The organism is Aliirhizobium wenxiniae (assembly GCF_014201355.1).
Taxonomy (GTDB): domain Bacteria; phylum Pseudomonadota; class Alphaproteobacteria; order Rhizobiales; family Rhizobiaceae; genus Neorhizobium; species Neorhizobium wenxiniae.
Window position 1 is genome coordinate 630556 of the sequence record NZ_JACHEG010000002.1, and the last position, 21998, is coordinate 652553.

The window sequence follows — 21998 nt, forward strand, 5'->3', positions numbered from 1 at the left end:
GCACCGCTTCTCCGGACCGGTGCTACGCCTCAGAACACGCGCGATGGCTGCAAATCTTGGCAGCCCTCTGGAGCCGCCACTGTTTTTGGTAGCATAAACCGCCGATTTGACATAATTTAGCGGCAGTTTCCGGCAGTTTTTCAACCAGGGTTCCCAGACGCGCTTGTCCTATTTAGCAACTCACGCTCGTGTCGTCAGCGCATTGGTAATGCGCGAAATGTCGACGCGCTTCGGAGCAAAGCCGGGCGGGTATCTCTGGGCTTTTCTCGACCCGGTCAGCCATATCGTCTTCCTGTCCGTCATATTCATGGCGATCGCCCATATGCCGCCGCTCGGCACCAGCTTTCCGCTGTTCTTCGCCACGGGTTATATCGGCTTTCAGTTCTATCAAGCGATGGCCGGTTATCTGAACAGCGCCGTCAGCGGCAACAAAGCTTTGCTCAGCTATCCCAGCGTGGCACCGATCGATACGGTTGCCGCGCGCTATGCGCTGCAGCTCGTCACGACCGCGATCGTCGCTATCGTCGTACTCGGATATATTGTGTTCACGGTTCGCCATCCCGTTTCCATACATCTACCACCGATACTGGAAGCTATCGCTGCGGCAAGTCTGATCGCGCTCGGCATCGGGCTGGCCAATACCGTCCTGTTCATCATGTACCCGATCTACGAAAAGCTGTACGGCATTATCACACGTCCGCTTTTCCTCGTGTCCGGCGTCTTCTTCCTGCCGGACTCATTGCCGCCGATCGCCAAGGATGTAATACTTTTTAACCCTTTGGCCCATATCGTCATGCAATTCAGGACCGGATTTTATCCGCAATACCGGGCCGCCGGGTATGACGGGTTTTACGTCTGGTGCGTTGCAGCCAGCCTTATGTTCGTAGGGCTTGTGCTGTTTACGTCGTGCAGAGCAAGGCTGAGAGACAGATGATACGATTGGAACGCGCGACCAAAGAGGTGCGCATGAAGGGTGTCAGGAAAATGATCCTCGACGACGTGTCGGTGACCTTTCCGCGCGGCAAGAGCATCGGGCTTCTCGGGCGCAACGGCGCCGGCAAGTCGACCCTGCTACAGATCATCGCAGGCACGCTCGAACTCGACCGCGGTCGTGTCATCCGCCAGGGAAAAATCTCATGGCCGCTGGGCTTTCAGGGCAGCTTTCAGGGAAATCTGTCCGGGGAGCAGAATGTCCGCTTTGTTGCCCGCATCTATGGCGTCGATACCGATGAGCTGGTTGCCTATGTTGCCGAATTCGCCGAACTCGGGCAATTCTACCATGCGCCGGTTAGAACCTATTCTTCGGGCATGAAGGCCAGGCTGGCATTCGGGGTAAGCATGGGGATCAATTTCGACTATTATCTGGTCGACGAAATCACCGCCGTGGGCGATACCAATTTCAAGCGGAAATCGCAGCAAACCTTCAAGGAAAAGCTGAGCGATTCAGACGTGATCATGGTCTCCCACAGCACCGGGACGTTGCGCGACTATTGCCAGACGGGCATCGTTCTGGAAAATGGGCAGATGACCTACTACGATGACATCAACGAGGCCATCGCCGTGCATGAAAGCAATATGAAGAGGCACTGATTTTGAACCAGACGGCTCCAAACACCGTATCAGGCAATCAAGTTGCTCTGCCCTCCGAGAACGGCCAAGCCGCGCCGAAGAGCAGAAACCTGCGCCTGCTGGAATCGCTGCTCGAACGCCCTGCGTCCGTGCCGGCTCCGTCTGTACAGCCTGCTCAACCGGCATCGCCTGAGATCACGATAGACACCGTATCGCCGGAACCTGCTAAGCGGGGTTGGCTGTCAGCACTTAAAACGCGGCATATGGCGATCGTTGGCGGTTTTCTCGCTCTGGTCGCAGTGCCTTCAGTTGTCAGCACCGGTTACATGGCCTTCATCGCGGCCGACCAGTATCACAGCTTTTCGTCCTTCTCCGTGCGCAGCATCGAAGCCGCCCCGTCGAGCGACCTGCTCGGCATGTTCTCGCAAAGCTCATCAGGCAGCACGCTTTCCGATTCCTACGTACTGGTCGACTTCATCCTGAGTGAAAGGATGGTGCAGATGATCGACGAGGCCTTTGGCCTTGATACGGTATTTGCACGCCAGGGCATGGATTTCTTCTATGGTATCAGCCCGGATATGCCGATCGAAGACAGGCTGGCCTACTGGCGCAACATGGTGACCGTGAATTTCGACCAGACCTCGGGCATCATGGACCTTCAGGTGAAAGCGTTCAGCCCCGAAATGTCGCAAAAGGTCGCCGACTTCGTCATCGCCCAGAGCGAAAAGCTGATCAACGACCTGTCGCTGACAGCCCGCAACGAGGTGCTCAAGACGGCGCGGGACGAGGTTCAGACTGCCGAAGACCGCCTGACCCAGACTCGCGCGTCGCTCAGGAGCTATCGCGACGCCTCCCAGGAAGCCGATCCGGTCGAAGGCGCAAAGCTTGCGGCCCAGCTGATCGGCTCACTTGAAGAACAGCTGGTCAAGCTCAAGACCGAGCTTTCGACAGCGCTGACCCAAATGGGCAGCAACACTCCGCGCGTGCGTCTCATCCGTTCGCAGATCTCCAGCCTGGAAGACCAGATTGCAAAGGAACGCCAGCGCTTCGGTAGCGGCGTTTCCGGAAAAGGTGGTCGCTCGACAGGTCAGGCAACCGATGTTGCCGGTCGTATCGCGCTTTATGAATCGATCCAGACGCAAAACGAGTTTGCCGAGCGCGCCTATACGGCCTCGCTCGCCTCTCTCGAAAAGGCCCGTGTAGAAGCGGGCGCGAAACAGCGTTATCTGGCGGTCTTCATAAAGCCGACCCTGTCGCAGATGGCACAATATCCGCACCGCCTGCTGAACCCGATCCTGGTGACCCTGGCAGGGCTGCTGCTCTGGGGTGTTGCCGTGATGGTCTTCTATAATATCCGCGACCGACACTGACGGTATCCAGACGGTGCGGAAACCTGATCCGCACCGACGGCAGTTCCCTTCGCCTGAAGACGAGGCACGTCCTTGAACTACCTGACCACCCATATCCGCATCGTCACGGCTTTCGTGATCCGCGAAATCGCGACCCGATATGGCCGGAGTCCGGGTGGTTATGTGTGGGCCCTGCTGGAGCCGGTTGCCTTCATCGGGCTGATGTCGATGCTTCTGGGGTCACTTGGAAGGTTGCCGGCGCTCGGGACCAGCTTTACGCTGTTTTATGCCACGGGCTACCTTGCCTTCAGCATGTACAAGGGCATGGAGGGTTATCTTGTATCGGCGATCAGCGGTAACAAGGCCCTGATGAGCTACCCGAAAGTATCGCCATTCGATGCGGTGGTTTCGCGTTTCATCCTGCAGGCAATGACGTCGTGTGTGGTGACCTGGATCATTCTTTACGCGGCATTGTGGACGACGAACCAGCCAGTCACCATCCAGTGGACCTATATCGTTGAGGCGATTGCATTTGCCTGGATCATGGCGCTCGGGGTGGCGCTCGGCAACACCGTGCTGTTCTTCAAGTTTCCGCTTTACCAGAAGATCTTCGACATCGTCATGCGGCCGCTTTTCCTGCTATCGGGCGTGTTCTACGTGCCATCGCATATGCCGCATCCGTTCTCGGACGTGCTTCTTGCCAATCCGATAACCCAGGTCGTTGTGCTGTTCCGCGAAGGGTTTTACGTCCAGCACGGAGACACCGGGCTGGATATGCCCTTTCTCATCACGACATCGACAGGACTTCTGTTTGTCGGAATGCTTCTTTTCACGGTTTTCCCGGTCGCGCGCGCGCGCGACTAAACGATCTCTGGCTACCGCCGGAAAATCGCCTTGATAAGCCCCATGGCGGAACGGCTGTGCGCCTGCATTCGATAATTGACTACGCGCTTTGCCCGTTCGGATGAAAGCATGAAGGTCAGCGCGAAAAAGACTGTCATCGAAAGTTTGACCTTGGCGGAATATGGATAGGTCCACAACAGCGACAGCAGAAACAGCAGCTGGCGCAGCCCAACACGTGCGCTGTTTGCGATTGCCAGATAGAAGCTGCGTTCCTGATGAAAATAGGCGCGATTGGCGGTCACAAGGCGGGATCCGAGACCTGTCTTACCAAGAAGCGAGCGCAGATGCTCCAGCCGGTGTTCGAAACGCTCCGCCTCGCGCTTGAGCGGGATCGGGTTCAATTCATTGCCGAACCCGGAATCATTACGGTCATGCACCCGGTAAAGGCCGAGCGGCCTGGAAAGACTTATGATGTCACCCATGAAAGGAGCCACGAACAGGATGACGCCATCGACAGCGCGTTCGTAATCAGCTCCTTCTATCAGTTGGCAGACATCCCTGCGAAACACATTTCCGGATGTCGGAGGGCTTGTATACGATCCGGTTTTCAGAACTTCCCGGATGAGCAGTTCCCTTTCGCGAAAATCGGAAAGCGGCGGGACGGGGCCGCTCACGACCCGCCGCTGCGCATCCATTCTCAGCAGCGGGAACTGAAGTTTTGCCACATCCTTGTCGAGGTGCCAGAGGACTTCCGTCAGGGCGCCGGGCAACAATTCATCGTCGGCATCGAGAAATAGGACAAAAGGGGCCGTCGTCTCCTGTAGCCCGCGAAGGCAGGCGAGCCTTTGCCCTGCATTTTCGATATGGTACGCCCGGACGCCAGTTCGGCATATTTCGTCCCAGGAATTATCCGTCGATCCATCATCGATGACGACCAGTTCACAATCCCGCCGACCCTGCCTCACAACGCTTTCAATGGCATCGGTGACATAATCGGCGTAATTCCAGCAGGTTACGATCACCGCCAATTTGGGAGAGCCGGCAGCCCGCATATCCATGGAAATGTTTTTGCCCTGACCCGCCACCATAGCCTCAAGCGTTTTCAAGGCAATGTCGTCGGTCATGACCGTTGCCTGTTGATGATATAACCGACAAGATTGGCTCCGGCCCTGCGGAGCTGCTGCTCCGCGTTTTTCACGGCTTCCTGCGTCGTGCGACCCCATCGTGTCACGAGGACGACGACATCGGCTTGAGACGCAAGAGCCAGGGCGTCCAACGAACTATCCAATTCCGGAAGATCGATAATAACATCACCCTTCTGACGCGCCGCCTCAATGATCTCCCGGATGCGCGGGTGACGGAAATTGGAATAGATATTGGTCACCGCGTCACGCGAGAGGACCGGCAAAATCGCAATCCCTTCCCGCTGCTCGAAAGTTATCTCCGCGATATCCGCTTCCGAAATTGCGGCATCTGCAAGCGATGCGAGCGGGCCGCCCGATACGCCCCTGGTCTGTTCACCGCACCAGAACACGGTTGCGTGACGCCCGCTGCGATTGAGCATATCTGCAAGGTTGAGCGCGAGCGCCGATCCGCCAGCGTCACGGGAATAGCCCGCCAGCGCGATCACGGCGTTCTTGTCGGCCTTCTTGTGGGTATAGGAGATATCGATCAAGGTGCGCAGGTCACGGATGGCCGCCGCATGGCGCTGCATCCGCTGTCCGGCCCCGACCCGCTTCGCAAGCTGCAATCTGCCTCCGACCTCCGGTATCTGAGCCATGCAAGGCATCGCGGTTTCAGTTTCCAGATCCTTGGGACTGCGGACCTTGCGATCGAAAGCAATACTCATGGCCAGTGCAGCCATACCGAAAAACAATCCCAGCACGCCGCCGAATGCCACGATAAGAGAGGTTTTTGGACTTGACGGAGCAAGAGGGGGAAGTGCGGCACCAGTGATCTTGGCATCGGCATCCGGTGTCGCGGCCTTTGGCAGCGTGCCTTCCTTCATCGCTTGGGTGGCCGTCGCGATCTGGGCGGACAATGCATCAAGTCGCCCCTGCAGGGTTTCCGTGCCGGCGCTGGCAACCTGTTCCTTCGAGGTGACGGATTGCAGGATATAACCGGAGATGACGGCATTGGCGACGCGCGCGGGCTGAGTTGGGTCCGTGGACCAATAACCGACCGCAACAACATAGGACTGCCCGACACGGCGTGCGGACACTCTCTCAACGAAGTTGGCGAAAGCAACGCGCTTGAGATTTTCTTCCGGGCTCTGGGTGAGCGTGGAGGCGTTATCTTCCGCCGGCTGCCCCGAGAAAGTCGACCGGACCCACTCGATCGGGCCGATAATGGCCGACTTGAGCAAGCCCACAGGCTGGGGCGCAAGCTCCGGGCTTTCATACAATTTCAGGCTTTCGAAAACAGCCGAGAGAAGCCGCTCCGAGAGAATGATCTGCAGTTCACTTTCGGCGCTGTTCAGATCAAGCCCCTGCTGCAATATCGAGCTGGCATTGGCGAACTGGCGCGGTTCGAGCAAGATCGTGGCTGTCGCATCATAGGTGCGCGGCAGAGAATGCGCGTAAAGCGCTGCGGCAACGATACCTGAAAACATGCAGGCAAGCAGGCGGAGCTTGTATCGCCACGCGATGACAAAAACCAGTTTAAGGAACATGACAGGGCCATCGACCCTGTTATCCTTTGCCAAGTTATCTATCGGCCAGATGCGCGACGCTCGCTCGACGGGACCAGGTCTGTCAAAAGTCATCGTGTGGCACCTCCGCCAAGGCGCTCGAGTTTGGTGGGCGGAACATCCAGAGAGGCCGCTCTTTCCGGGTTGATTTTGCCGCACAGAAGATCAGCCAAGGCCGCTAGATTTCCCTTTACCCTGCCCCGCCGGTCGATAAACGGTTCCGGGACCACGGACTTTGCGAAATTCATCGACATGTTGCGCCAGATCTGGCCGATCGCCTGTTTGGTCGTCATCGTTCCCTTCCGACGTAGATAAACGGGGTTTATTACCTGCGAATATCCCAGGCGCTGGCCACTAACCCGGCCAACCTTCACGCCCATGTGAACACCATAGGCTTCGGCGCATTTGACCAGGTCCCCGCCCTTTTTCGCCAGTGATGCACCAAAGTCGCGATCCTCCAGCCAGCCATAAAGAACGAGACGTTCGTCGAAGCGATTATCACCTATCGCCGATACTCTGTACGCCATGTTGCAGCCGTAAGGGCTGAACGGACGTTCCCAGACCGATCCCTCAGTCGCAGGGGCCTCATCGACAAGCTTGACCGCCTCAGCAAAGGGTATGCCCGGCCCCTTGATACCATCAGCGACCACACGCCCCGTAAAGCCCACCACACTGCTTTCATCCGCAAAGGCGCGCGCCGCGGTAGCAAGCCAGTTCGGGTCGGCAACGAAATCGTCGTCCAGAAACACGAGAACGTCAATTCCCGCCGGCAAATGATCCAAGGCGTTGTTGCGCTGGGCCGGCAAGCCCGCCTTTCCGGTGAGCACCTCTACACGATCATCATCGGCAAGATCTCCAGCATCACTGCTATCCACGCAGGAAAGAATTACCCGCTCTGGCGCCAATGTCTGCGTTTCCAGAAGGTGACGGACGGTCTGCGACACGACCTCTGGACGACCGCGGGTGGCGATGGCGACAGCGACCCTGGCAATGGGCGGCGCTGCCGGCGCAGGAGGCGCCAGACGGGCCGTCGGCTCTTCAAGCAGTTCGCAATATCCTGCTGCGGTCTCGCGCCAGGAGAATTTCTGCATCTGGACGAACCCCTTCGCACGCAGGTCGTCCGTCAGCGAAGCCGAGTCCCTCAGGGCCTCGACGTAAGCTATCCATTGAGCCGGGTCGAAGGGCGAAGCCATCAGCGCGGCATCGCCACAGACTTCCGCCATGCTCGAATGGTAAGACGATATGACCGGGCATCCCAGTGCCATCGCCTCGACGACAGGCAAGCCGAAACCCTCATTCAGCGAGGGAAAAGCAAGACACAGAGCATGTTTCAGAAAATAGGCGATGTCGTCATCGGAAACCCGACCGGCCATTATGACATTGTCATGCTGCCCCGCAGCACTTTCGCTGAAAATACCGAAATCCCCCCCGGCGATGACGATATCTATTCCAAGCCTATCCAGGTCCGCGGCGATCTTCGACAGAAGCGCCAGGTTCTTGTGCCTGGCGCGGGATCCGAGTGCAAAAACATACCGGCGGGACCGCGCTGCGATCGCCTGAACGACCCCCGGCGCAATGTCGGCCGCATCGGCATTCCATTGCAGGACATGTTCGTAGCCGTTCGGCAGGACGGCGATATCCTTTGCCTCTATCGGCAGGTAACGGGCAAGCTGGCGCGCCGAGGCATGCGAAACCGTCGCGATCCGCATCGCCCTTCTGGCGAGAACCGGCTGGATAGACTTGTAGGCCGTCCGGAACGCCAGACTGTAGCTGTCAGGCGCTGCAAAAACGTTGCCGTCATGGATACAGACGATCTGGTTTTTCTTGGCGACAGGAGCCGTATTGCAGAGATTGAGCAAGGGGCCACGCCATTTCCACGGCAGAACGCATTGTTCCCACGCATGTCCGTTGAGGCGGCTGGCGACTTCAATCCGCGAAAATGCGTTCAGACCTGGATCGGCAGCGCCCGAAGGAACAAGAAGCGGAGCGACCGCCTCGCCACCATTTGCCTCATCCAGGGCCTTCAGCACATTCAAGGCGTAGCGCTGCACGCCGGTTGGCGTCTGGGTCAGAAAGCGGCCGTTAACTGCAAAACTATCCTTCAGGCCCATCGATAAATTCCAACGCTTTCCCTGCTACAGAAACTATTGTTGAAATCATTTTCCAGTAAAAATACCGGACACTTCAATAACAATAGCACGATAAATTCCAGTTTCAGCACTGAATATTTGAAATAGTTAATCCCGAAGGGAGTACAGCCCGATTTTTCGACGAGATATCTATTGGACCCACCAGCGCTCGAATGATCCGCGCAATGCCAAAAGGCATTATTCCTCAATAGCTTCCACGCGCATTCAAAACAGCAGGTATGGTCTTGGCCATAATCACCAGATCGCCGACAAGACTGCGATTGGCGACATAAAGCGCGTCGAGCTGCACGCGCTTGACGTAATCGGCATCGCTTCGCCCGCTAACCTGCCACAATCCCGTCAGCCCCGGACGCACGCGAATATAATCGGCGTAGTTCTGGCCATAATAAACCGTCTCGCTGGGAACGATCGGGCGGGGACCGACAATGCTCATATGGCCGAGAACGACATTCACGAGCTGCGGAATCTCGTCAATGCTGCTCTTGCGCAGGAAAGCGCCGAACGGCGTGATGCGCGGATCGTTCTTCAGCTTGCGCGTGGCCGCCCACTCCGCTTGCTCCGCTGGATTATCCGCCAAGTATTTTTCAAGCAACGCTTCGTTATTGTTGACCATGGTGCGAAACTTAAGGCACGGGAACATCCCCCCGCCGCGCCCAATTCTGCTATGAGCAATGAAGATTGGCCTTCCCTGGATCAGCAGCAATACGAGAGCCGTTATAAATATTAATGGCACAAGAACAAACAAAGCCGTTAGAGATAAAAGAATATCTAAAGCTCTCTTAGCAAATAAAGACAGCCCAGGAGACAGCTTTAACTTGAACTTGTCGAAAACAAATAATCGCTGAACGCCACTTTCCCCGGCGTTTGCATTGACGTCACGCATTGACGCACTCCATATCAGCAGATGTGATTAAAGGTCAGTCGATTTGCATGCACTGCGTAGCACTGTTAATCATTGCTAACAAATGCTTAAAAGTTTGACAATATATTTATTGACTGTAGTCTATTGAAAAATGTTAGAAACTCCAGAAAGTCTTTACTGAAGCTTTCCGGACCGTTCTCCCTTAGTTCTTCTTTGGAACAACCAGCATTACAGGTTTATCCTCAGAACTATCGGACGCTAATACGATTTATAGAATATAACGATTCTCGTGAGGTGGCTCATGCGCGTGGCAATTATCCACTATTGGCTCGTCGGAATGCGAGGCGGCGAGAAAGTCCTTGAGGCTATCTGCAAGATTTATCCGCAAGCTGACATTTACACACATGTATATGACAAGGCTTCTATATCAGCTGCAATCAATTCACACACAATTTATCCAACGTTCATCAATTCTTTGCCATACGCAAAGCGTATGTATAAAAAATACCTTCCCCTGATGCCGATGGCGCTGGAGCAACTGGATTTAAGTCAATATGATCTTGTCATCAGTAGCGAATCCGGCCCCGCCAAGGGCGTTATTCCGAATTCTCCGGCCGTGCACATCTGCTATTGTCATTCACCGATGCGATACGTCTGGAACATGTATCACGAATACTATCGGAAGTCAGGTATAATGACGCGGCTAATGATGCCGCCGCTCGCGCATCGCCTCCGGGCGTGGGATATCGGCACGGCAAGCCGGGTCGATCATTTCGCCGCCAACTCGGTCACGGTCGCCAACCGGATCAGAAGCTATTATCGCAGGGATGCCGATGTCATCCACCCGCCCGTCGACACTCAGGCCTTTCGCCCGGTGCCCATGCAGGAGGTCGGCGACTATTATCTGATGGTCGGCGAGCTCGTCGGCTACAAGAGGCCGGATCTGGCAGTAGAGGCATTCAATCTGATGAAGAAAAAACTCGTCGTCATCGGCGGCGGCGAGATGCTGGACTATCTTCGCAAGATTGCCGGCCCGACAGTGACGATCATGGGCTCACAATCTTTCGACGTGCTGAAGTATCACTATGCACGATGCAGAGCCCTGATCTTTCCGGGCGAAGAAGATTTTGGTATAGTCCCGCTGGAAGCCATGGCAAGCGGTCGTCCTGTCATCGCATTTGGGCGCGGCGGAGCAACCGAGACGGTCATCGATGGCAGGACGGGCGTTTTCTTCAAGGATCAAACCGTAGAGACGCTTATCGACGCCATCGACCGGCTGGAGCGTATGGACTTCGATCCGGCCGATGCCGTGACACGCGCCGCAGATTTCGCCACACCTGTGTTCATCAGGAAATTCAGTAACTTTGCGTACAAGGCGCTAGGCACCGAGCCGCCGCCGGCCGTGAGACCCGCACAGATAGCATGACACAGGTGAAATAGCCGAAGGAGCATAGGGAACGTGACGCATACCAATTCCTCCTGCCGCCGTAACCGCAAAGCACTCTTTTCCTTCCCCGCAGGCGCTTGGATACTTGCGCTTGCCTCGGGCATGCTCGCATCGACCTTCGGGCAGGCCCTTGCAGCCACCTATCTTCTCGGTCCGCTCGACGTGTTGAAGATCCGTGTTTTCGAATGGCGGCCGAGTGCGGGCATTGCCTATGAGTGGGTGCCGCTGACGGGGGAATTTACGGTTTCGGCCTCGGGAACGCTGTCACTGCCGATCGTGGGTACAATTCCGGTTGCCGGCAAGACGCCGGAGGAAGTCTCCGAGATCATCGGCGAGCAACTTCAGGCCCAGATCGGCCTGCAAAAACGGCCGAATGCATCGATCGAAATCTCCAGTTACAGGCCATTTTTCGTTACGGGCGCAGTTGGAACACCCGGCAAGTTCAATTTCCTCCCCGGCCTTACCGTAACCCAGGCGCTCAGCATGGCGGGAGGAAGCGGAAGCGTTGACCCTCGGGTCATGGAGGTCCAGCGCGAGGCCCTTGTGAACCAGGGAACGATGCGAGAGCTTGAAGCAGAGCGGCTTGGTCTCATAGCCAGACAGGCCCGCGTGGATGCCATGCTGGCGAAGAACAGCAAGATCAATTTTCCGCGCGAACTGACGGAACGCTCGTCCCAGACCGCTGTGATGCAGGTGATGCGAAACGAGCAGGCGCTTCTGGACAGCCGCCTGCGCTCTATGGATTCCGATCTTACCGCGCTTGAACAGTCCAAGGTTCTTGCCAAGAACCAGATCGAAGGACTTAAGCAGAAGGAAGCGTCGCTGACGAAGCAGATCGATCTCGCCAACAAGGATCTGAGCTCGGTCAACAAGCTGGTTTCACAAGGGCTGACCGTGTCATCACGCCAGCTTGGCGCGAACCAGAATCTCGCGGATCTCGAGAGCCGCAATCTCGACGTATCGCTTGCCCTTTTGACTACGCAGCAGGATCTGACGAAACTCGACCAGGATGCATTGGCCGTCGTGGAGAAGTTCAAGGCATCCGCACTGATGGAAGCATCAGAACTCAGAGACAAGCTTGCAGCCAATGACGAGAAAATGAGAACCTCGCAGGCACTGCTCCTGAATATCGAGATGCGCGTGCCGGCGGCCCTATCCGCGCTGAATGCCGAAGGCCGCCCGCGTACGATCACGAAAATCAGCCGCACGATCAACGGCGCGGCGGAAACATTCGTGGTCAAGGACGACGACCCTGTCCAGCCAGGCGATGTCATTCGTGTAGAGCCTCAACAGAATGCGGTGACGCAAAACGGGAGTGCCTCGCAGTAACCGGCATCAACCTTAATAGAGAGGAAAACTCGCCACGGCAGCGTTCGGGGCTTGATCCAATACGCATAGACATGCGATATTAATATTAGAGAATCCTAATTAAAATTGGGTAATGAATGGCTACTTGGGTCCTGATCCTTTCCGCCGCCATTGGCGCCGTTTGTGGAATCTGGCTTCATGTCGTTGTCTTCACAATACTTTCCGTATTCGTCGCGATCGTCTATCTCTTGACCGCAGTCCTATCGGGACTTTCATTGGCATCTACCTTCATATGGGTCATGATGCTGAGCACTGCGCTTGGCGCTGGTTATATTGCCTCTCATTTCGTGCGTTACGTCGCCCATACCCGGGCACATAAAGCCAAGCACCGACATTCGGAACTGGATGCCGGCACCAAATATCTTCACGATCAGCAACAACCCTGACCGGCACAACAAATAGCCGAAGGCGTGTTCAGGCCGGATACGGATAATTTTAGCATATTCGAAGCGAATATTCATTTTTTGCAATCGAAATCCAAGCCACGCGTTGGCTATACTGATGATTCTTACTTAAATCAAATATACGTATCAGCGTTTATTTTCGATGGACGCCATGTCTATCGCTAGTCTAACTTATCAATACATACAGAAACACTGAATAACCGGTGATCAATCTCGTGAGGAATTCAATCCATTTCACGAACATCGGGAAATTGATAAATCAGGCGATCATCCCAGAGCCGCTGACCTGCCAGGACACACGTAACTTCCTTGAAGATAGGATCGGACATGTCGAAGCTGCCGCGTAGAACATTCGTCAAGGCATCGGTACTGGCAGGGGCCGGGGTGATGCTGGGTGGCCGGGCACTGGCAGCAAGTGACCCGACCAGCGGACGCCGCCTGATCTTTGACGAGCAATTCAGAACGATCGACTGGACGATTTGGGAAGCCGGGCGGAAAGCGACGACATTCGATCCGGGCTTTTACGGTAATTCCGCCTTTGCCCGTAGCACCGGCGAGGAGGGTTTCAATCCTTACGCAATCGTCGACGACGACGCGACGGCAAACGGCAAGGCGCTTCGGATCTCGGCAAAATATATCGGACGGCAAATGTCCGTGCCGCATTATTACGGCAACGCGGAACCGCAGAAGCAATGGATCTCCGGCAATCTTCAGACCGCCCGCGGAGACGGGACAATCCTGAAGGGCTGGCGGACCGGCTATTTCGAAACCCGGATGATCTTTCCCAAACATCCGCTCACATGGCCCGCCTTCTGGCTGATGAATGGCCGCAGCATTCTTTTCCCGAAAACCAGTATCGAGATTGATGTCGTCGAGCAGAAGGGGTTCGAACCGACGAATTACGGTGCCTACTTGCACGAGTGGGGCGAGCCAGGGGAGCGGCACGCCGAAGTCGGCGTCAGAACGCCGGTCGATATGACGACGCAATATTGCCGATACGGCATGCTGGTGACCGAGAACGAATGCAGACCGTATTTCGAACGGGAGCCAGTGATCGACCCCGCGAGCGGCAGACCGACCGTCTGGTCGATCGGGCGCGCCGCGGAAATCAAGTCCAATAACGATGTCTTCTGGCCGCTCGTGACCCTCGCGCTGCGTGCGGACGTGCCTTACCCGGATCCCTTGCTTCCCGAACACATGGAGACATCGATGCGGGTGGACTATGTGAAGGTCTATGCGTGAGCAGGCACCGGCGGCGCGAACGACGTCTCACGCTCTTCGGCCGGCACCGCTGTCGCAAGCCCCGCCATGACGAAAAATAAAAGTCCGGTATCCACGGTTGATCCTGATACCGAAGCGCCGATGAGAAGACAAAGGCAACCGTTGCGGCCCGCAAGCCGGACATCACTGTCGAATGTCCGCGGCGTTCCCCGCCTGGTGTAAAAGGCAGACAAAAAGAACAGGCCGAAGAAAATCACACCCGGAATGCCGACATTGGAAAGAAGCGCAATAATGAAGCTCGATGTGCGAGAGGTGCCGAGCCCGACGCCGAGGCCATACGAGTTGATAAAATTGCTCCAGCCATAGGCATTCCACATGCCCCGTTCGATGCCGGATGCAGAGTTCGCCTTGCTGAAGAGCAGAAGATCAAAATAGGCATAAAGCTGGCGGAAAAGATCCTCGTTCATAACGATCATCATGCCGACGAGGACGAGGACGATCGGCGCGAAAAGAACGATACCGCCACTGATCCGGGTGCCGGACCGGCCGCCGCAGCGGAAAAAGCAGGTCATGTAAAGGATCGCGAGGCAGACCGGCAGACCGAACAGGCCGGCGGACGAAGTGGATCTGATCACCATAATCGATGTCAGCAGGAAGAGAAAACCTGTCAATTTGCTGTAGCGCCCGCAAATGCGCATCGTTCCGGCAAAACCCACCACACCCAGGCTGACACCGGCGAATGTGGAAGCCTCCGGCCAGGAACCGACGACGCGTTTGACGCCGGCGACAATCGCCTCGTCATGGAAAGCGTAAGGTGCGTTGCGGATATAGCTGAAGAGTTCCTGGATCGGGGTTCCGTAGGTGACGAGATCGGCAATGCCGAAGAGCAGGTTGGCGGAAGAGAAGGCCAATACGGTACCGGTCGCCGCGCGAAATCCTGCCATGGTAGAGCCCATCGCAACAATCATGACGAAGGTCACAATATTGGCGGTGTTGTAGATGGCCTGGGTGAGATTGCTGGAAACCGGACCGAGCGGCACCGCACCGCCGGTCTCGGGATATTCGGACGAGCCGAGCGGAATGATGTTCATTGTCTCTGCCCACAGCCTCGGAGCGAAAAACCCTGCAAGCACGCCATAGGTCAGAAGGCAGAGAAGCCAGAAAGCGGGTTGCGGAAAGGCCAGCGCGTTGAGTGCGACCTTCATCTTCTCACGGTAGGAGAGCGTTGCAAGCGCCAGGAAGCCGACGAAGAGATGGCCGGGCTGAATGCCTGCCCCGCCGATCATCACCGCAGCCGCTCCGCCGAATATGGTCATCACGCCGAAGGCAATCGCTGTGGCGCGATAACCGGATATCAGGCAGAGGATGCCGACGATAAGCGTGAAAACACCGACGGGCGGGATACTCATCACGGTAACCCCGCCGTTGTGGTGAAGTGGGTTTGGCGCGCCGTCGAGCGAGTACGTTTCCGCGTTTCCTCAAAACGCGACCTCGCTCCATCTCCCTGTTCTAACGCAATTCCGGCCGTAAAACCGGTTCCCACCTTTAGTCGAATTGCCCTACTCCTCGACCGTACCGGTTAGCCCGAGCGCTGCACGTGCGGCTCGCTCACCGCTCAGGAAGGCGGCGTCGGTCCAGATATAGCCCCACTGGCCGAAGCGGCCGCAATATTCGATGCCCATCTCGTCGAGATAGGCATGCACGGTTTCGACGGCGGCTTTTCGATCAAGATCGAAGATCACGTTGCCAAAGGGCAGCATGATTGCGCTCTTGTGAATGATCTCGGCGCGCGACTGCACGATGCCGGACTTGATCAGCGCATCGATGGCCGGTTCGATCCACTCGTCCGGGCTGCCGGTCAGCGGCCGGTATTTTTCGCTGAAGTAGATTTCCGCCTGCAGAGCCCCACAGCCATCGGGAACACTTTTCTTCGACAGATTGCCACGGTAGCTGACGCGCGCGAACGGGATATCCTCATCGTAGAAATAGGACCATTGCGGCTTGGTCTCGATCGGGCGATTGAGCCCGATATTGACGACCACGACCTGGGTACAGGCGAGCTTAGCGGCAGCTTCGCGAACGTCATCAGGCACACCCTTGATCAGAGGAATGACGATCGGGAGAGGCAGGGACGAAATCAGCTTCTTGAAATCATGCGTCGTGCCGTCCTTGAAAGTCAGCTGTTTTTCCTTCGTGTCGATTGCCGCGATCTCGTGGTCGCAGAGCACTTCGGCCTTATCGTAAAAGCCGCTTATGAAGGATTCGAAACCGCCTTCCGTCGGATAACGGAACTCATTGACGTAAAAAACGTCAAGCGGCTCGTGTTCCAGCGCGCCGCGCAGCATCTCTTCCAGATTGGGGCGATAGAGACGCGGTCCCAGCCAGTCCGTCGACATGTTGCTGGCATCCGTGGTGTGATACTTGCGGGTGTAAACCGCCGGGAAGGTTTCGGCGAAGGTCTTGCCGAAAGCGGCCAGCAGCCAGTCTTCGTAATTGGTGATCTTCGGGTTTTCGATCTGGCGCGCCTCAATGAAATCCTTGATGCAATTAACCACCAGATCGGCTGGCAAGCCGTGGAGGTTGACCTGTGCCGGATGCTTGATCCAGTGCCCCTGCCAGTAGTTGTTGCAATAGACATTGCCGACTTCGAATTTCTGGCCGGTCGACTCCGCAAACAGATCCTTCACGCGGGGATTTTTCGTGAACGAGATATGCACGCCCTCGTCGAAGACGAAGCCATCACCATTGCCGAAGCTCGAGGTCAGGCCGCCCGGCCTGGAGCGCTTGTCGTAGATCCTGGCCCGTATGCCATTGGCAAACAGAACGTTGGCGGCGCCGAACCCGGCCATTCCGCCGCCCAAGATCGCATATCCCTGATGCTCCATCATCGTTCCCTTATCACCACTCGTCTCTTCTGGTCCTGGCCCTTCAGTTTACCCAGCGAACATCGTCCGACAGACGTCCCGCATCCATGAGGCGCTCAAGCGTGGTCAGTCGCTTTGCCGCAGCCGGAATGACTTCACGTCCCGCCTGTTTTGCACTCGTCAGACCGTCCACCAACCGCGTGATCGATTCAGACAGGGAGACAGCCGGCTGGTGGTCTGGGGCTGCCTTGGCATAGCGGGTGAAATCCACCTGATAGGAGCGCAGATCCGGCAGTGCGTCCTTGTTGATCGAAACGCGCGTGCCGGGGATCGCCTGGGCCACTGCTTCGGCAAGCTGGAAGACCTGATAATTGTTCTCGTTGCGGCCGGCATTGATCGACACGAAGCGGCCGCCGTTGTCGCTATCGCGCTTGATTGCCCATTCCATGGCTCGCGCCATGTCCTTAACATCGATCAGCGGGCGCCAGGGCGTGCCATCGCTCAGGACCTTGATCTCGCCGGTCGAAAGAGCCGTTGCGACGAAATCGTTCAACACCAGATCCAGTCTCAACCGCGGGGACTGGCCGCATGCGGTGGCGAAGCGCAGGCAGGTGATCGCCATGTTCGGCGCTTCCAGCTGTTCCAGCGCCTGTTCGGTGGCGATCTTGGACCTTGCATAGGCTGTCAGCGGTGTCAGCGTATCGTTTTCCTTGCGCGGCCCACCCTCGGCAAAGCCGTAGACGCTGCAGCTGGAGGCAAAGACAAAGCTCTTCACACCCGCCTCGGCGGCTGCCGTGGCGATATCGACGCTGGCGCGGTAGTTGATGCCTTCCGTCTGCTTTTCGAAACGGGCACCGATCGGATCGTTGGAAAGAGCTGCGAGATGTACGACCGCATCCACGCCTTCGAGCAATTCCACCGGAAAGTCACGGACATCGCCGAAGACCTGTTTGTCGAGCACACGCTCGGGAAATTCATCAGGCAGCGTCAGGCATTGGGCGAAATAACCGGTATCGAAACCGATAAGCTCCGCGTCCGGCCAGACCGAGCGAAAATGTGCTGCCACGACCGGGCCGACATAACCCATATTTCCGGTGATCAGGATACGCATGTACGAACCGCCTCTATCTTGTGGTTGTGGTTGTCGAAAGAACGGTGACGGCGGGGCTCGCCCCGACCACCTTTTCAAGCTGCACCGGCCGGTAGCCGATCTGGGTGAGCGTGCGTATCAGCATGCCGTAACCCGCCCTTCTGGCTTCGCGCGGTTTGCGCATTGCACTTGTGGCGCGCAGGAGATGCAGGCCGTTGCGAATATTGGCGGCGATATGGCTGACCTTGCGGCCGCCATCGGTTATGCCGCCATAGATCAGTTTCGGCTGCGGAACTCCCCGGAACGTGCTTCGGACTTCCTTCAGGTCGCCTTCAGGGTCCATGCCCAGCCTCTCGAACGTCTTGTAGACAGCGCCGGTATAGAGCGGCCTCGTATGCAGGATCGGCGAGGCATCGATGAAGGCGGCGCGATAGGCGGGCTTTGCCATCATCATGGTCCAGATATCATCCAGCCCCCAGCCGGTCGGCCAACGAGCAAGAATGGGAAGGAGCGTGCGCAAATAATCCGTGCGGATGATCGGGCACATCGGTTCGACATAATTCGAATATCGCAGCGTAAATCCCGGGCAATGCGCCGTGACCGGATAGGAGATATGGCTCGACGGGAGGAGTGACGGTTGACCTATATCCAGGTCGTTAGACGTCATGAGGTCGAACAGGTTCGACAGGCCATTCGGCTCGAACAGCAGGTCGTCATCGGGAAACATGATGTAGTCGTAGCGGTCAAGCAGATCGGGATTGGCCCGCAGGTATCGACAGGCGCTATCCCATTTCGTACCGGTGTCGACGGAGAGCGGAAAGTCTCCGTCATCGAGATCCGACTGCTGCTCATCGTAAGTGCTCAGCTGCAGATCCCAGTTTCGCGACGCCTTCGGCTCGACCAGCCAGTTGCGGTGCAGCGACAGGCGGCCGACGCGTGCGAATACAAGGTTGCGGACTTGGTTGGCGTCAGACATCAGCCCACCTCGATCTCCTGAGGATAGGGAATGGCCTTGAGGAAGGTTCCGCCCTTCTTCTTGTAATCCGCCTGCTGGGCGACGATTTCGTCGGCAAAATTCCAGGGCAGGATGAGCAGATAATCGGTCGGCGCGGTAACCAGTTCTTCCACCGGCCGGATCGGCAAGCGGACGCCGGGCATGAACTTGCCTACCTTGTGGGTGTTGCGGTCCACGACATAGGAGATCGTGCCGGCCGGCAGATCCGCATAGTTCAGAAGCGTCGCGCCCTTGGCAGCCGCGCCATAAGCGGCGATCGTCTTGCCTTCCTCACGGAAGGCACCGAGCATCTTCCTCAAGTCATCACGGATGCCGGAAACGCGCAGGCCGAAATCACGGTAGCAATCGAAGCCAGTCAGGCCCATTGCATCTTCTTCCGCCTGCATCTTCTGCAGCCGTTCGGACTTGCCCTCGGTCTTCGAGACCCGCAGGCGCAGCGAGCCGCCATGGATATCGAGTTTCCTGGCATCGTTGAGATAAAGCCCGTGGCGGCCCATCAGCGGCTCGAGGGCTGCCAGCGAATAATAGAAGAAATGCTCGTGGTAGATCGTGTCGAAGGCGCAGGTTTCGATCAGATCCTTGACGTAAGGGAACTCGAATTCGGCAATGCCGTCATCGGCCAGCAGAATGGCGAAACCTTCGACGAAATAATTGATGTCGTTGACATGGGCGAGCACGTTATTGGCCAGCATGACCGAGGCGCGCTTGCCTTCGGCAACCAGCTTCGTTGCCACGTCCTTGCCGAAGAAATCGATGACCGTCGGCACGCCGATCTCGATCGCCGCCTTGGCCGGGCCGCTGGCAGGATCGATGCCCAGCACCGGAATGCCATGCTCGACGAAATTCTTCAAAAGATAACCGTCATTGCTGGCGATCTCGACGACAAGATTGTCGGCCCCGAGACCCCGCTCGGCGATGAGATCAAGCGCATGCTCGCGGCTATGGGCAAGAAGGGCCGGAATGAAGGACGAGAAATACGGATAATCTTGGCCGAAAAGGATTTCCGGCGGCACATCCTCGCTGACCTGCAGGAGGCCGCATTCCTGGCAGAGCACCACTTCCAGCGGAAACAGCGGCTCCAGAACGCCGAGCTGTTCGGGTTCGAGCAGCGCGTTTGCAAGCGGCTGATTGCCGAGATCAAGGATCGTATCGAGATGATTGCCGCCGCAGGACCTGCAGGCTGTGATACGGCCGGACTTCGGCGTTGATGCTTCCACCTGAATGCTTGCGATAGTCATGGCCGAACCTCCGTGATTAATTCAGCGTTCAAACATAGATCTGCGGCTTTCCGTATTCTGGAAAACGGCGCCTTGGCGCGTTCCGCGATATCGAGGAGCGAGCGGTTGCCGTCGCATTGGTTCAGGACCCAGAGCAGGTCCATCTGCGAGGCACCGCCTGCTTCTTTCTGCCCGGCTATGGCGCGATAAAGCCCGCGCCGCCCGAGTTGTGGTTCGCCCCTGCCGTCGACGCGGCGATAGTTGGCGTTCTGCTGGAGCAGCTCGAGCAGATCCACCAGCAGCCGAAAGGACTGGCCGAGCGCCTCCGATGTGACGAAGTCGCAATTGTCGAGCGAGGTGTGATATTCCGGGAAAGTGCCATGGATGGCGCGCATCAGGCAGCCGACAGGCAGGGCGATGCCCGGCGAACCGTATTGCCGCTCATCGTAACCGTAGGGCGAGAATTCGAGCATTCCATAAGCATGACCGCTATGCCGCAGCACATGCTCGGCTGCGAGATCCACCGGCGCACCGTTGACGGTCTTCTTGTAGTGGAACGGACCACCATCGCCGATGCAGGTCAGGACCAGGCCGTGGGCGATCCGCCCGAGGTACGTCTCGTTTTCGGCCAGCCATGTGATCGCGCCGATGGTTGCCGGCAGGAAGAGGAAGCGGATGCCGAAACGCTGCCTGGGCTGCGCCAGAAAATGCCGGCCAAGTGCCGTCGCGACGACGATGCCGGACAGGTTGTCGTTGGCAAGGCTCGGATGACAGACATGGACGGAGATCAGGATCTCTTCATCGGTTTCGCCGGGGATGAAGAACTCGCCATAGGTCAGTGCACCATCGGCAAGCTCGCTGTCGATCTCGACCTCGTAAGCTTCGTCCTGCATCGTCACCCAAAGCGAATGCGGCAGGCAGAAACCCCAGTTCTCTGCGTAATAGGAGGTGCGGTATGGGATCGCGTCCGGCTGGTCAGGCAGCGTGTGGATATGCGCCGCCAGTTCCTCGCGGGTGAAAGTGCCGCGAACCGGCACGCTGTAGCCGACAACATGCAGGTTGTTGTCAGCGAAATCGACAAGCACCCGGCCATCGAGCGTCTTGATCGTCGCTCCCCGGATATTCCATTCGCGCGGCACTTCCCAATCGAAGACAGGCGTGCCGGTCGCCACCTCGCGGATGTCGAGCGGGATATGCTGCTTCAATGCCTTGAGCGTTGCACGCACGCCGTCGCCGGTGAGGCTGCGCGGCAACGGGAATAGGGTGCGAAGCAAGGACATCATGTCGAGGGGCGGCAGGATGCCACCGTCGTCATTGCCTGCAGTCTTGAACACACCATCCAGCATCATGCGGCGCTCCGTTGGAGCCAGGGCATTCTCGCCTCAAGATCCGGCCATTCCCGATCCCTTTCGGAGATTTCCGTCACAGGCTCCGGCCATTCGATCGACAGAAGCGGATCGTCGTAACGCGCTCCGTCATAAAGTTCCGGGTAATAGGCCTCACCCATCAGGTATTCGACGATCGCGTCCTCGCTCAGCGCCTGAAACCCGTGTGCAAAACCTGCCGGAATGAACAGCATCCTTCCATCGTCGGCACCGAGCTCGACATGGAAGGTCTCTCCCAAAGTCTTCGATCCCTCGCGAAGATCGACGATCACGTCATGGATACGTCCATGACTGCAACGGACGACCTTGGCATCGGCATGCGGCGCCCTTTGAAAATGCATGCCGCGAACGGCGCCGCGCGTTTTCGTCAGGGACGTATTTCCCTGAATGGGCGTGAACGCGACACCGGCATCATCAAAAAGCTTCGTGCACCATGTGCGGGCAAAACTGCCGCGGCTGTCGCCGTGAACCTTCAGATCGATAAGTTTCGCATCCGAGCCGCCGAGAGAGGTGAAGTTCATGACG

Annotated in this window: 19 protein-coding genes; 8 read left to right on the forward strand and 11 right to left on the reverse strand. The window is 57.2% G+C overall.

The window, feature by feature from the left end; translation table 11 throughout:
* Positions 1 to 163: 163 nt before the first annotated feature.
* From HNQ72_RS11100 to HNQ72_RS11115, 4 genes are all read left to right on the forward strand, one after another.
* The gene (locus HNQ72_RS11100) at positions 164 to 934 is read left to right on the forward strand and encodes an ABC transporter permease (RefSeq protein WP_183992315.1); all 771 of its coding nucleotides are present in this window, start codon (positions 164 to 166) and stop codon (positions 932 to 934) included.
* Positions 931 to 1590 carry an ABC transporter ATP-binding protein gene (locus tag HNQ72_RS11105; protein ID WP_183992316.1) on the forward strand — a complete coding sequence of 220 codons (660 nt, stop codon included), beginning with the start codon at positions 931 to 933 and terminating at the stop codon, positions 1588 to 1590. The genes HNQ72_RS11100 and HNQ72_RS11105 overlap by 4 nt, the downstream gene beginning before the upstream one ends.
* 242 nt (positions 1591 to 1832) lie before the next feature.
* Positions 1833 to 2939, forward strand: a complete 1107-nt coding sequence (locus HNQ72_RS11110; protein WP_183992317.1) for a KpsE/RkpR family capsule polysaccharide export protein — start codon at positions 1833 to 1835, stop codon at positions 2937 to 2939.
* A gap of 72 nt (positions 2940 to 3011) precedes the next feature.
* Positions 3012 to 3782 (forward strand): ABC transporter permease, encoded by a 771-nt coding sequence (locus HNQ72_RS11115; protein ID WP_183992318.1) that lies wholly within the window; start codon positions 3012 to 3014, stop codon positions 3780 to 3782.
* 11 nt (positions 3783 to 3793) lie between these two features.
* Here the strand turns inward: HNQ72_RS11115 and HNQ72_RS11120 are convergent, their stop codons facing one another.
* The 4 genes from HNQ72_RS11120 to HNQ72_RS11135 form a co-directional block, all read right to left on the reverse strand.
* Entirely contained in the window at positions 3794 to 4885 is a 1092-nt protein-coding gene (locus HNQ72_RS11120) for a glycosyltransferase family 2 protein (RefSeq protein WP_244654394.1), read from the reverse strand.
* The gene (locus HNQ72_RS11125) at positions 4882 to 6525 is read right to left on the reverse strand and encodes a Wzz/FepE/Etk N-terminal domain-containing protein (RefSeq protein ID WP_183992319.1); all 1644 of its coding nucleotides are present in this window, start codon (positions 6523 to 6525) and stop codon (positions 4882 to 4884) included. The genes HNQ72_RS11120 and HNQ72_RS11125 overlap by 4 nt, the downstream gene beginning before the upstream one ends.
* Entirely contained in the window at positions 6522 to 8561 is a 2040-nt protein-coding gene (locus tag HNQ72_RS11130) for a glycosyltransferase (RefSeq protein WP_183992320.1), read from the reverse strand. The genes HNQ72_RS11125 and HNQ72_RS11130 overlap by 4 nt, the downstream gene beginning before the upstream one ends.
* Before the next feature lie 223 nt (positions 8562 to 8784).
* Positions 8785 to 9483, reverse strand: a complete 699-nt coding sequence (locus HNQ72_RS11135) for a sugar transferase (protein WP_183992321.1) — start codon at positions 9481 to 9483, stop codon at positions 8785 to 8787.
* A 280-nt stretch (positions 9484 to 9763) separates the two neighbouring features.
* Here HNQ72_RS11135 and HNQ72_RS11140 point away from each other — a divergent pair, with 280 nt between their 5' ends.
* The 4 genes from HNQ72_RS11140 to HNQ72_RS11155 all read left to right on the forward strand — a co-directional run bounded on the left by HNQ72_RS11140 (position 9764) and on the right by HNQ72_RS11155 (position 13923).
* A complete protein-coding gene (locus tag HNQ72_RS11140) occupies positions 9764 to 10888 on the forward strand; it encodes a glycosyltransferase (protein WP_183684982.1) in 1125 nt (374 codons plus the stop codon).
* A 33-nt stretch (positions 10889 to 10921) separates the two neighbouring features.
* Complete coding sequence (locus HNQ72_RS11145) at positions 10922 to 12238, forward strand: polysaccharide biosynthesis/export family protein (protein WP_244654393.1); 1317 nt, start codon at positions 10922 to 10924, stop codon at positions 12236 to 12238.
* Between the two features lie 116 nt (positions 12239 to 12354).
* Positions 12355 to 12663 carry a hypothetical protein gene (locus HNQ72_RS11150; RefSeq protein WP_183992322.1) on the forward strand — a complete coding sequence of 103 codons (309 nt, stop codon included), beginning with the start codon at positions 12355 to 12357 and terminating at the stop codon, positions 12661 to 12663.
* Between the two features lie 345 nt (positions 12664 to 13008).
* Positions 13009 to 13923, forward strand: a complete 915-nt coding sequence (locus tag HNQ72_RS11155; protein ID WP_183992323.1) for a glycoside hydrolase family 16 protein — start codon at positions 13009 to 13011, stop codon at positions 13921 to 13923.
* On the opposite strand, the gene HNQ72_RS11160 is transcribed toward HNQ72_RS11155, so the two are convergent.
* From HNQ72_RS11160 to HNQ72_RS11190, 7 genes are all read right to left on the reverse strand, one after another.
* A complete protein-coding gene (locus HNQ72_RS11160; protein WP_183992324.1) occupies positions 13914 to 15311 on the reverse strand; it encodes a hypothetical protein in 1398 nt (465 codons plus the stop codon). The genes HNQ72_RS11155 and HNQ72_RS11160 overlap by 10 nt on opposite strands.
* A gap of 150 nt (positions 15312 to 15461) precedes the next feature.
* Positions 15462 to 16790: a protoporphyrinogen/coproporphyrinogen oxidase gene (locus tag HNQ72_RS11165; RefSeq protein WP_210319566.1), complete on the reverse strand. Its 1329-nt coding sequence runs from the start codon at positions 16788 to 16790 to the stop codon at positions 15462 to 15464.
* 40 nt (positions 16791 to 16830) lie between these two features.
* Positions 16831 to 17877 carry an NAD-dependent epimerase/dehydratase family protein gene (locus tag HNQ72_RS11170; protein WP_183992325.1) on the reverse strand — a complete coding sequence of 349 codons (1047 nt, stop codon included), beginning with the start codon at positions 17875 to 17877 and terminating at the stop codon, positions 16831 to 16833.
* Between the two features lie 13 nt (positions 17878 to 17890).
* The gene (locus HNQ72_RS11175; protein ID WP_183992326.1) at positions 17891 to 18832 is read right to left on the reverse strand and encodes a DUF707 domain-containing protein; all 942 of its coding nucleotides are present in this window, start codon (positions 18830 to 18832) and stop codon (positions 17891 to 17893) included.
* Entirely contained in the window at positions 18832 to 20109 is a 1278-nt protein-coding gene (locus HNQ72_RS11180) for a class I SAM-dependent methyltransferase (RefSeq protein ID WP_183992327.1), read from the reverse strand. Before HNQ72_RS11180 ends, HNQ72_RS11175 begins: the two co-directional genes overlap by 1 nt.
* Positions 20106 to 21437, reverse strand: coding sequence for a DUF4910 domain-containing protein (locus HNQ72_RS11185; RefSeq protein ID WP_244654392.1), 1332 nt, complete (start codon positions 21435 to 21437; stop codon positions 20106 to 20108). Before HNQ72_RS11185 ends, HNQ72_RS11180 begins: the two co-directional genes overlap by 4 nt.
* Positions 21434 to 21994, reverse strand: coding sequence for a dTDP-4-dehydrorhamnose 3,5-epimerase family protein (locus tag HNQ72_RS11190; protein WP_183992328.1), 561 nt, complete (start codon positions 21992 to 21994; stop codon positions 21434 to 21436). The genes HNQ72_RS11185 and HNQ72_RS11190 overlap by 4 nt, the downstream gene beginning before the upstream one ends.
* Positions 21995 to 21998: the final 4 nt, after the last annotated feature.

What these genes read in the sequence shown, in the direction of transcription:
- HNQ72_RS11180 (WP_183992327.1), bottom strand. Translation starts at nt 20,109, where the DNA reads ATGACTATCGCAAGCATTCAGGTGGAAGCATCAACGCCGAAGTCCGGC.
- HNQ72_RS11135 (WP_183992321.1), bottom strand. Translation starts at nt 9,483, where the DNA reads ATGCGTGACGTCAATGCAAACGCCGGGGAAAGTGGCGTTCAGCGATTA.
- HNQ72_RS11105 (WP_183992316.1), top strand. Translation starts at nt 931, where the DNA reads ATGATACGATTGGAACGCGCGACCAAAGAGGTGCGCATGAAGGGTGTC.
- HNQ72_RS11170 (WP_183992325.1), bottom strand. Translation starts at nt 17,877, where the DNA reads ATGCGTATCCTGATCACCGGAAATATGGGTTATGTCGGCCCGGTCGTG.
- HNQ72_RS11130 (WP_183992320.1), bottom strand. Translation starts at nt 8,561, where the DNA reads ATGGGCCTGAAGGATAGTTTTGCAGTTAACGGCCGCTTTCTGACCCAG.
- HNQ72_RS11120 (WP_244654394.1), bottom strand. Translation starts at nt 4,885, where the DNA reads ATGACCGACGACATTGCCTTGAAAACGCTTGAGGCTATGGTGGCGGGT.
- HNQ72_RS11165 (WP_210319566.1), bottom strand. Translation starts at nt 16,790, where the DNA reads ATGATGGAGCATCAGGGATATGCGATCTTGGGCGGCGGAATGGCCGGG.
- HNQ72_RS11175 (WP_183992326.1), bottom strand. Translation starts at nt 18,832, where the DNA reads ATGTCTGACGCCAACCAAGTCCGCAACCTTGTATTCGCACGCGTCGGC.
- HNQ72_RS11140 (WP_183684982.1), top strand. Translation starts at nt 9,764, where the DNA reads ATGCGCGTGGCAATTATCCACTATTGGCTCGTCGGAATGCGAGGCGGC.
- HNQ72_RS11160 (WP_183992324.1), bottom strand. Translation starts at nt 15,311, where the DNA reads ATGAGTATCCCGCCCGTCGGTGTTTTCACGCTTATCGTCGGCATCCTC.
- HNQ72_RS11185 (WP_244654392.1), bottom strand. Translation starts at nt 21,437, where the DNA reads ATGATGCTGGATGGTGTGTTCAAGACTGCAGGCAATGACGACGGTGGC.
- HNQ72_RS11155 (WP_183992323.1), top strand. Translation starts at nt 13,009, where the DNA reads ATGTCGAAGCTGCCGCGTAGAACATTCGTCAAGGCATCGGTACTGGCA.
- HNQ72_RS11190 (WP_183992328.1), bottom strand. Translation starts at nt 21,994, where the DNA reads ATGAACTTCACCTCTCTCGGCGGCTCGGATGCGAAACTTATCGATCTG.
- HNQ72_RS11125 (WP_183992319.1), bottom strand. Translation starts at nt 6,525, where the DNA reads ATGACTTTTGACAGACCTGGTCCCGTCGAGCGAGCGTCGCGCATCTGG.
- HNQ72_RS11110 (WP_183992317.1), top strand. Translation starts at nt 1,833, where the DNA reads ATGGCGATCGTTGGCGGTTTTCTCGCTCTGGTCGCAGTGCCTTCAGTT.
- HNQ72_RS11150 (WP_183992322.1), top strand. Translation starts at nt 12,355, where the DNA reads ATGGCTACTTGGGTCCTGATCCTTTCCGCCGCCATTGGCGCCGTTTGT.